Source organism: Bradyrhizobium sp. NAS80.1, assembly GCF_001908205.1.
Lineage (GTDB): Bacteria > Pseudomonadota > Alphaproteobacteria > Rhizobiales > Xanthobacteraceae > Bradyrhizobium.
This window is the reverse complement of sequence record NZ_LGHL01000193.1, coordinates 1-8,824: the sequence shown is the minus strand read 5'-3', so window position 1 is coordinate 8,824 and position 8,824 is coordinate 1. Positions and strand designations below refer to the sequence as shown.

Sequence of the window (8,824 nt, the reverse complement as noted above, 5' to 3'; positions counted from 1 at the left end):
TCGTTATCCGGTGTTTGTCCATCGGGCCGCGGCTTTGCTCCACGCTTTCTTCAGACCCCACCTCGCGATGACGCCCTTGCGCTTCGCTAATCCTTCACCGCCATCAGGCTGGATAGAGGACTTCCACCTCCAAGCTGTCGCTCATACTCGGCACACAACAAAAAGGCCGGCTTTTCAGCCGGCCTTTTCGATTCATAACGCCCGCGATCAAGCCTTGACCAGCGGGCCCTTGGAGGTCGGCCCCTTCGAGCCGCCAGGGCCACCGCCCGGCTTGGACTTGCCTGGCGGGCGCTTGCGGGTACCGGGCAGCTTTTCCTGCTTCGGCGTAACCGGGCCATCGAGGAACTCGAAGCCGATCTTGTCCTTGGTCTCGTCGGCCTCGTCCTTGACCAGAACGACGCGGACGTGGCCGCCACCCTTCAGCTTGCCGAACAGCACCTCGTCGGCCAGCGGCTTCTTGATGTGCTCCTGGATCACGCGGGCCATCGGCCGCGCGCCCATCTGCTCGTCATAGCCGTGCTGGACCAGCCAGGTCTTGGCGGGTTCGGTCAGCTCGATGGTGACGTCGCGGTCGCCGAGCTGCGCCTCCAGCTGCAGCACGAACTTCTCGACCACCGTGCCGATCACCTCGACGCTGAGATGGCTGAACGAGACGATGGCATCGAGACGGTTGCGGAATTCCGGCGCGAACTGCCGGTTGATCGCCTCGTGGTCGTCGCCTTCCCGCTTCGAGCGCGTGAAGCCGAACGCCTGTTTGGCGAGATCCGACGCGCCCGCGTTCGTCGTCATGATCAGGATCACGTTGCGGAAGTTGACCTGCTTGCCGTTGTGATCGGTGAGCCGGCCGTGATCCATGATCTGGAGCAGCACGTTGTAGAGGTCGGGATGGGCCTTCTCGATCTCGTCGAGCAGCACCACGCAATGGGGATGCTGGTCGACGCCGTCGGTGAGCAGGCCGCCCTGGTCGAAGCCGACATAGCCGGGAGGCGCACCGATCAGGCGCGACACGGTGTGCCGCTCCATGTATTCGGACATGTCGAAGCGCAGCAGCTCGACGCCGAGCGTCGCCGCGAGCTGCTTTGCGACTTCGGTCTTGCCGACGCCGGTCGGACCCGAGAACAGGTAGCAGCCGATCGGCTTCTCCGGCTCGCGCAGGCCAGCTCGTGCCAGCTTGATCGAAGCGGCGAGCGACTCGATCGCCTTGTCCTGGCCGAACACGGTGCGCTTCAGGGTCTGCTCGAGATGCTTGAGCACCTCGGCATCGTCCTTGGAGACACTCTTCGGCGGAATCCGCGCCATCGAGGCGATCGTGGTCTCGATCTCCTTGATGCCGATCGTCTTCTTGCGCTTGTTCTCGGCGACCAGCATCTGCGCCGCACCGGATTCGTCGATCACGTCGATCGCCTTGTCCGGCAGCTTGCGGTCGTGGATGTAGCGCGAGGAGAGCTGAACGGCGGCCTCGATCGCCTCATTGGTGTACTTCAACCGGTGGTAGTCCTCGAAGTACGGCTTGAGACCCTTGAGGATCGCGATCGCGTCCTCGACCGTCGGTTCGTTGATGTCGATCTTCTGGAAGCGCCGCACCAGCGCGCGGTCCTTCTCGAAGTGCTGGCGGTATTCCTTGTAGGTCGTCGAGCCCATGCAACGGATGGTGCCCGAGGCAAGCGCGGGCTTGAGCAGATTCGACGCATCCATTGCCCCGCCCGACGTCGCGCCCGCACCGATCACGGTGTGGATCTCGTCGATGAACAGGATAGCGTTGGGGTGCGCCTCGAGCTCCTTCAGCACCTGCTTCAGGCGCTCTTCGAAATCCCCGCGATAGCGCGTGCCGGCGAGCAGCGTGCCCATGTCGAGCGAGAACACGGTGGCAGCCGCAAGCACCTCCGGCACCTCGCTGTCGACGATGCGCTTGGCGAGACCTTCTGCAATCGCGGTCTTGCCCACGCCGGCCTCGCCCACGAACAGCGGGTTGTTCTTCTGTCGGCGGCACAGCACCTGGATCGCGCGATTGATCTCGGAATTGCGTCCGATCACCGGATCGATCTTGCCGTCGCGCGCCTTCTTGTTGAGATTGACGCAATAGGTCTCGAGCGCCTCGCCCTTCTTCTTGGCGTCCTCGGTGCCCTTGGTCTCGGTCTCCTCGTCGACGCCGCGCACGGGCCGCGCCTCGGAGACGCCCGGCCGCTTGGCGATGCCGTGGCTGATGTAATTGACGGCGTCATAGCGCGTCATGTCCTGCTCCTGCAGGAAATACGCGGCATGGCTCTCGCGCTCGGCGAAGATCGCGATCAGCACGTTGGCGCCGGTCACCTCTTCGCGACCGGAGGACTGCACGTGGATCACCGCGCGCTGGATCACGCGCTGGAAGCCGGCGGTCGGCTTGGCGTCATCTGCGCCATCCGTCACCAGATTCTCGAATTCGGTTTCAAGATAATTGACGAGGCTCGCGCGCAGCTTGTCGAGATCGACGCTGCAGGCGCGCATGACGGCGGCGGCATCGGAGTCATCGATCAAGGAGAGCAAAAGATGCTCGAGCGTCGCGTATTGGTGATGACGCTCGTTTGCGATCGCCAGCGCACGATGCAGGGATTGTTCAAGGCTTTGGGAAAAAGTCGGCATTCGCGTCCTCTATGGCCCCCACCATCATGATCGTCATCGCCCGGTCAGGCAACAACAACCTTTGTCACATATAGTTATACAAGATCGCGGCGAAAGACCGGTTCCCGGCGGCTGCACACCCGCGGTATTTTCGATGCAAAACCCGTTCCGAATTGGGCGGGATTGGCGCCGGTGCAGAATTCCCGACCTTGCCGGCAGCAACAGGCTGCCGCGCGCAGACATCACGCGACGATCACACTGCGACTTACACAGGGGCCGGCTTCAACGCGCTGTGAGGCGGCTTACTTCTTTTCCATCACGCATTGCAGCGGATGCTGGTGCTTGCGGGCGAAATCCATCACCTGCGTCACCTTGGTCTCAGCGATCTCGTAGGTGAATACGCCGCACTCCCCGATGCCGTGATGATGGACGTGCAGCATGATCTTGGTCGCGGCCTCGACGTCCTTCTGGAAGAACTTCTCGAGCACGTGCACGACGAACTCCATTGGCGTGTAGTCGTCGTTCAGGATCAGCACACGGTACAGGTTCGGCCGCTTGGTCTTTGGCTTGACCTTGGTGATCACCGAAGTGTTCGGCCCCGCCGGACCGCCGGAACGGTTCTCGTCGTTGCTCATTCGGGGAGCTTGGGCGGCGGCGGCCGCGGACAGGTCAAATATGGAAGCAATCTGCGGCATGGCTCAGGCGTTCGAATTCCCCATGGAAGCGAGTGACGGGTCCGCCGCGCAGCTCCGCCCTTCGGAGCTTCACACAGGCGCGCCACCTTGTTGGATCGCCGCTTCCAACCGGTCCGGTCCAAGCCGGATCGATCGCCGGGAATATGGGCCTGCCCCCGTCTTGCCGCAAGCGCGCAAGGTTCGGCCGCAACGGTCCCGATTCCCGGTCGGGGCGATCCCGGCCAAGGTTAATCAATCCGGACCGATTTGACAAAAATTTCCGCCTTGCCCGTTTAGAACATGTTGACCAGGAACCTAACGGCAACATGACCGCGGCGGTTTGGCGCGGGGATGCACCCGGCTTTCCAAAGTCCAATTTACCTAGCGTTCAAGGGCTGCAGCGCGAAATCGGGCAAAATCACAGACCTCAGGGACCGTCATGTTTCATCTGCCCGTTGTCCGCCGCATTGGTCGACAGCTCGCCCGCTTTGCTGCGGCCGAGCAAGGCAATATAGCCGTGATCTTCGCCATCGCGCTGGTCCCGGTCCTGGGCTTCGTCGGTGCCGCGGTCGACTATAGCCGGGCTGTCAAGGCCCGCACCTCGATGCAGGCGGCCCTCGACTCCACCGCGCTGATGCTCTCCAAGGACCTGTCGTCCGGCACCATCACCACGTCGCAGCTAAGCACCAAGGCGCAGGCCTATTTCAACGCGCTGTTCACCGACACCAACACCCTCCCGTCGGTCACCGTCTCGGCCAACTACACCGCGAGCAGCAGCATGGGCTCGACGGTCCAGCTCAGCGGAAGCGGCACCTACACCACCAGCTTCATGAAGATCGCCGGCTTCCCGACGCTCGACATCGGCACCAGTTCGACCAGTGCCTGGGGCATGGTGCGCTTGCGCGTGGCTCTGGTGCTGGACAACACCGGATCGATGGCCCAGAACGGCAAGATGTCGGCGATGCAGACGGCCGCGAAGAACCTGGTCGACCAGCTCAGCGCGCTCGCCAAGAACAACGGCGACGTCTACATCTCGATTGTCCCGTTCGCCAAGGACGTCAACGTCGGCGCCAGCAATTACAGCAAGTACTGGATGGATTTCTCCGATTGGGACGCCGCGAATGGGTCCTGCAGCGTGACGAGTTACAAGTCCCAGTCGGCGTGCGTGAACGCCGGAAAGACCTGGACGCCGGCTAACCATAACACCTGGACCGGCTGCGTGGTCGATCGCGACCAGGACTACGATACCAAGAACACCACGCCGACGAGCGGCAATGTGGGGACGCTATTCCCCGCCGAGCAATATTCGTACTGTAACACGGCCAACTCGGCCTATCTGCAGCCGATCATGCCGCTGAGTTACGACTGGACCTCGCTCAAGGGCCGGATCGACGCCATGAAGCCGACCGGCAACACCAACCAGGGCCTCGGCCTCGCCTGGGGGTGGATGACGCTGTCGTCCGGCGATCCCATGAACGCACCGGCCAAGGACACCAACTACACCAACAAGGACGCGATCGTGCTGCTCTCCGACGGCCTCAACACGCAGAACCGCTGGTACAGCAACGCCTCGCAGATCGACGCGCGGCAGAAGAAGCTGTGCGACAACGCCAAGGCCCAGCCCAACAACATCACGATCTATACAGTGCAGGTGAACACCGGTAGCGACCCGACCTCGAGCGTGCTGCAATATTGCGCAAGCGGCACCGACAAGTTCTATCTGGTGACGCAGGCCAGCCAGACGGTGTCGGTGTTCAAGGACATCGGAACGTCGCTCTCGAAGCTACGCGTAGCGCGCTGAGACGGCCCGCCACGACAAACGAAAAAAGCCCGGCTGGATCAGCCGGGCTTTTTGATTCCAGGTAGAAATCGTTAGTTGGCGGCCGGGGTAAACTTCGACACGACGGTCTCGACCGGCTTGAACGCCTGCTTGGCGAGGTCGCTGTAGAGGCCGGCGATCTTCTGCGATTCCGCAACGAAGGTCTCGTAGGCGGAACGGGCGAAATCGGTCTGCGCTTCCACGGCCTTTTCCAACGACTTCACGCCGGAGAGCTTCTCGACAAAGGACTTCGTGTCTTCGAACGACTTCTTGGTGTAGTCGCCATAAGCGCTGGCGATCGCCTGGAGGCCGTGCTGCATCGAGGTCGCGGAAGCAACGCACTGCTCGAACTGCTCTTTCCCGTAGTTCTGAAAGTCTTCAACCTTGAACATTTCGGAATCCTTTTCCCTGGCTCGCGTCGGGAAGCCCCGGCTCCCTGACTCCGCTCAAAATTAGTGCAACGCACAAAAAAAGTCAAGAATCCTTGTGCGACGCACAAAAATAGATCCAAGTCGCGTAGAATCCCGGGGGTCCCCGCAAGGGTTCCTTAAGCTTTTGGAAACCGCGGCCCCCTACCCTGATTCCCTAGGCGTGTTCTGCTTCCGCAGGCGGTCGAAAGCCGTTTGAGAACATCACCTTAGCCAGAACAGCGGCTCAGGCCCAACGTCCTCCGCAGCGAACACCAGCGGAGGGACAGCCTGAGCAGGTAATGATCCCGGTCCATTGGGCACAATTTCGCCTCACGAGCCGGTGATCAAGTTAGAAACGGGGACGGGGTTTCATGCTTCGCAAAAACTTGTCTTCCTCGCGCTTGGCGCGGGTTGGCGTTTTCGGGCTTCTCACGGCCACCACCGCAGTCATCTTCACCACCGATGCTGCCGAGGCGCGGCGCCACCGCCGCCATTACGCGCACCACCGCGTGCAGCGCGATGTGTCCGAGAGCTCCAGCTCGAAATTCGCCTCCATCATCGTGGACGGCAATTCCGGCTCAGTCCTCCAGTCGACCAGCCCCGACGGACTGCGCCACCCCGCCTCGCTGACCAAAATCATGACGCTCTATCTGCTGTTCGAGCGCCTCGAGTCCGGCAAGATGAAGCTCGACACCGAGATGCCCGTGTCGCAGCACGCCGCCAATCAGGATCCGACCAAGCTGAACCTGCGTGCCGGCCAGACCATTCGCGTCGAGGACGCGATCAAGGGTCTTGTCACCCGCTCGGCCAACGACGCAGCGGTCGTGATCGCGGAAGCGATCGCTGGCGACGAGGACGACTTCGCCACGATGATGACGCGCAAGGCGCGCTCGCTTGGCATGTCCAAGACGGTCTACCGTAACGCCAACGGCCTTCCCAACGACGAGCAGGTCACGACCGCGCGCGACCAGGCCACGCTCGGCCGCGCCATCCAGGAGCGCTTCCCGCGCTACTATCGCTTTTTCTCGACCACCACGTTCAGCTGGCGCGGACAGTCGATCCGCAACCACAATCACTTGCTCGGCAGCGTCGAGGGCGTGGACGGCATCAAGACCGGCTACACCCGCGCCTCCGGCTTCAATCTCGTGACTTCGATCCGCCGCGGCAACCGCCATCTGATCGGCGTGGTGCTCGGCGGCCGCAGCGGCGGCTCGCGCGACGCCATCATGCGCAACCTGCTCGCGGAGAATCTCGAGAAGGGCGCGACCACCCACACTGTCGCTGCTGTCACCGAGCGCAACAGCGCTGACGCCAATACCGACGTCGCCGATGCATCGGATACCCCGGCCCGTCCGGCTCCGCAGGTCCAGACCGCGGCCGCCCCTGCCCCCGAAGCAGCCTCGTCGCGTCTCGCCTCGCGCCTGTCCGCGCTTGCGGCCGCCACCGCCGCGATGCCGCCGGCCCAGCCCAAATCTGAGACCAACAAGCCGGAAGCGAGGCCAACTGAATCCAAGATCGAGCCGGCGCCGCTCACCAATGGCGTGATCTCGACCCAGCCGCTGGCCATCATTCCCGGCTCGTCGGAACCGATGAAGCCGGTTCGGGTGAAGACGGTTCAGGTCAAGGCCGGCGCCGTGAAGGTCGCCTCCGCCGCTCCGGCCCAGGTCACACCGCAGGTCACCAACACGGTTGCGCCCCGCTCCGACGTCGCGGAAACCTCCGGCGCCGTCGTTGCCCGGGCCGACCCCATCCAACAAGCCCGAGATCGCGAGCCAGCCGGAAGCGCCGAAGGCCGAGATCACCCGCACCGAACTGCCGCGGCAGCCGGCTGGCTTCGGCACCGGCAACGGCATCCTGGGCGTGCTGCCGGCGGCAACGGCCACCGCCACCGCCCCGTCTGCTGCAAAGCTTGCTTCCGCAGATCCGCAGCCGACCCAGACAAGCGCCACCACCAAGCCGGTCGTCACCCACAGCGGCTGGATCGTCCAGGTCGGCGCGCTCGAAAGCGAGAACGAAGCCCAGCACCGCATCGACGCGGCGCGCAGCTCGGCCCGCGGCCTGCTCAGCAAGGCCGACCCGTTCACCGAGCCGGTCGTCGCCAAGGACAATCGCAAGCTCTATCGCGCCCGTTTCGCCGGGCTCGAGCGCGACCAGGCCGAAGCCGTCTGCCGCGCTCTGAAGCGCGCCGAGATCTCCTGCATCACGGTCCGCAACTGATCGCCTCCCCGGTTCCGAAAGAATGCCCGCGGCTTGCGCGGGCATTTTTGTTTCCGGGTGCGATTTCGCAAACTCGGATCCGTAACAACCTCTCGTCAAGGATTTACGGTTAAGGCTTTACTCAACGGATCGACCACGCCGACAATGGCGGGCATCGGGGCGACGGCAGACAGAGCAAAGCGGAGCTCACGCGGTACGGGCGTTTGTAGCGTGGTGCCGGAGTTAGCCGTTATGCGTACGAAGCAGAGTATCCTTGGCCTCGTTTACACGGGCAGCGAGGTACGTCGAGCCCCCTTGGTCGGGATGGAGTTTCTTCATCAGGGACTTGTGAGCCCTGCTGATGTCGGCGCGCCCCGCTCCCGGCTGCAGGCCAAGGATCTGATAGGCTTCCTCCGCCGTCATTTTGCCGCTCGGCGCCGTGCGGCGCTGCCCCCCCTGCCGCATCGCTCTGCGCGTTTTGACGCCAAGCGGGAAACCGGCGGTCCAGATAGCTTTCAAGTAAGGCCACGCTCTCGGCGTCGAACGCCGGGACCATCGCCAGCAAGCCAGCGAGATCGAACTCGTCGAGATCGCGCCCGGCGTATGGCCCGGCAACGATCTGGCCTCCGAGCTGGCCGGAATCGTGGTCGAGACGCATGTCCAGGAATTGCGAACGCACGCGCGAGGCCTGGCCCGACGGGCGCGACGCACCGCCACCGAACAGTCCTCCGACACCGCCGAAGCCGGCGTTCGAAAGCGGCGTCCAGCCGAGCAGCCCGGCGCCAAAAATCCCGAGCGGGATCGCCACCGCCAGTTCGCCCCGCAAGCCCGTGAAGGCAGCGACCGCCAGCGCCACTACGCCGCCGCCAAACTTGATGGTGCGCGCCAGCACTGCCGGATTGGCTGCACGGAACATCTGGAGCAGCAGATAAAGTGTGATAACGGCGACAGCGCCGGCAATCAGGGTCATGGCGGGAATATAGTCGCCCTGTCGTGAAAAAGCATGGCGTCCTTCCGTGCGTCTACGATGTCGTCCGTGAAGAATACGGATCGGTCTGAGAAATAAGCAGAATTGGTCTTGATATAATATTCGATTTTGCAGGAAAGCGAGGTGTTGGACCTCGCTT

General features: G+C 63.1%; 4 protein-coding genes and 2 pseudogenes. 2 read left to right on the top strand and 4 right to left on the bottom strand.

Features of this window, described 5'->3' with window-relative positions; genetic code table 11:
• Positions 1-207 precede the first annotated feature (207 nt).
• Both clpA and clpS read right to left on the bottom strand, forming a co-directional pair.
• The gene (clpA, locus tag AC629_RS35080) at positions 208-2,619 is read right to left on the bottom strand and encodes an ATP-dependent Clp protease ATP-binding subunit ClpA (protein ID WP_084809337.1); all 2,412 of its coding nucleotides are present in this window, start codon (positions 2,617-2,619) and stop codon (positions 208-210) included.
• Between the two features lie 281 nt (positions 2,620-2,900).
• Positions 2,901-3,233 (bottom strand): ATP-dependent Clp protease adapter ClpS, encoded by a 333-nt coding sequence (gene clpS / locus AC629_RS35075; RefSeq protein ID WP_027530069.1) that lies wholly within the window; start codon positions 3,231-3,233, stop codon positions 2,901-2,903.
• 478 nt (positions 3,234-3,711) lie between these two features.
• On the opposite strand from clpS, the gene AC629_RS35070 reads away from it, so the two are divergent.
• Positions 3,712-5,073: a TadE/TadG family type IV pilus assembly protein gene (locus tag AC629_RS35070; RefSeq protein WP_084809335.1), complete on the top strand. Its 1,362-nt coding sequence runs from the start codon at positions 3,712-3,714 to the stop codon at positions 5,071-5,073.
• Between the two features lie 71 nt (positions 5,074-5,144).
• Here AC629_RS35070 and AC629_RS35065 read toward each other — a convergent pair whose 3' ends face one another.
• The gene (locus AC629_RS35065; RefSeq protein ID WP_084809334.1) at positions 5,145-5,483 is read right to left on the bottom strand and encodes a phasin family protein; all 339 of its coding nucleotides are present in this window, start codon (positions 5,481-5,483) and stop codon (positions 5,145-5,147) included.
• Positions 5,484-5,872: 389 nt separating this feature from the next.
• On the opposite strand from AC629_RS35065, the pseudogene AC629_RS35060 reads away from it, so the two are divergent.
• A pseudogene (locus tag AC629_RS35060) lies at positions 5,873-7,718 on the top strand (serine hydrolase).
• Between the two features lie 222 nt (positions 7,719-7,940).
• Here the strand turns inward: AC629_RS35060 and AC629_RS35055 are convergent.
• A pseudogene (locus tag AC629_RS35055) lies at positions 7,941-8,667 on the bottom strand (DnaJ domain-containing protein).
• Positions 8,668-8,824 lie beyond the last annotated feature (157 nt).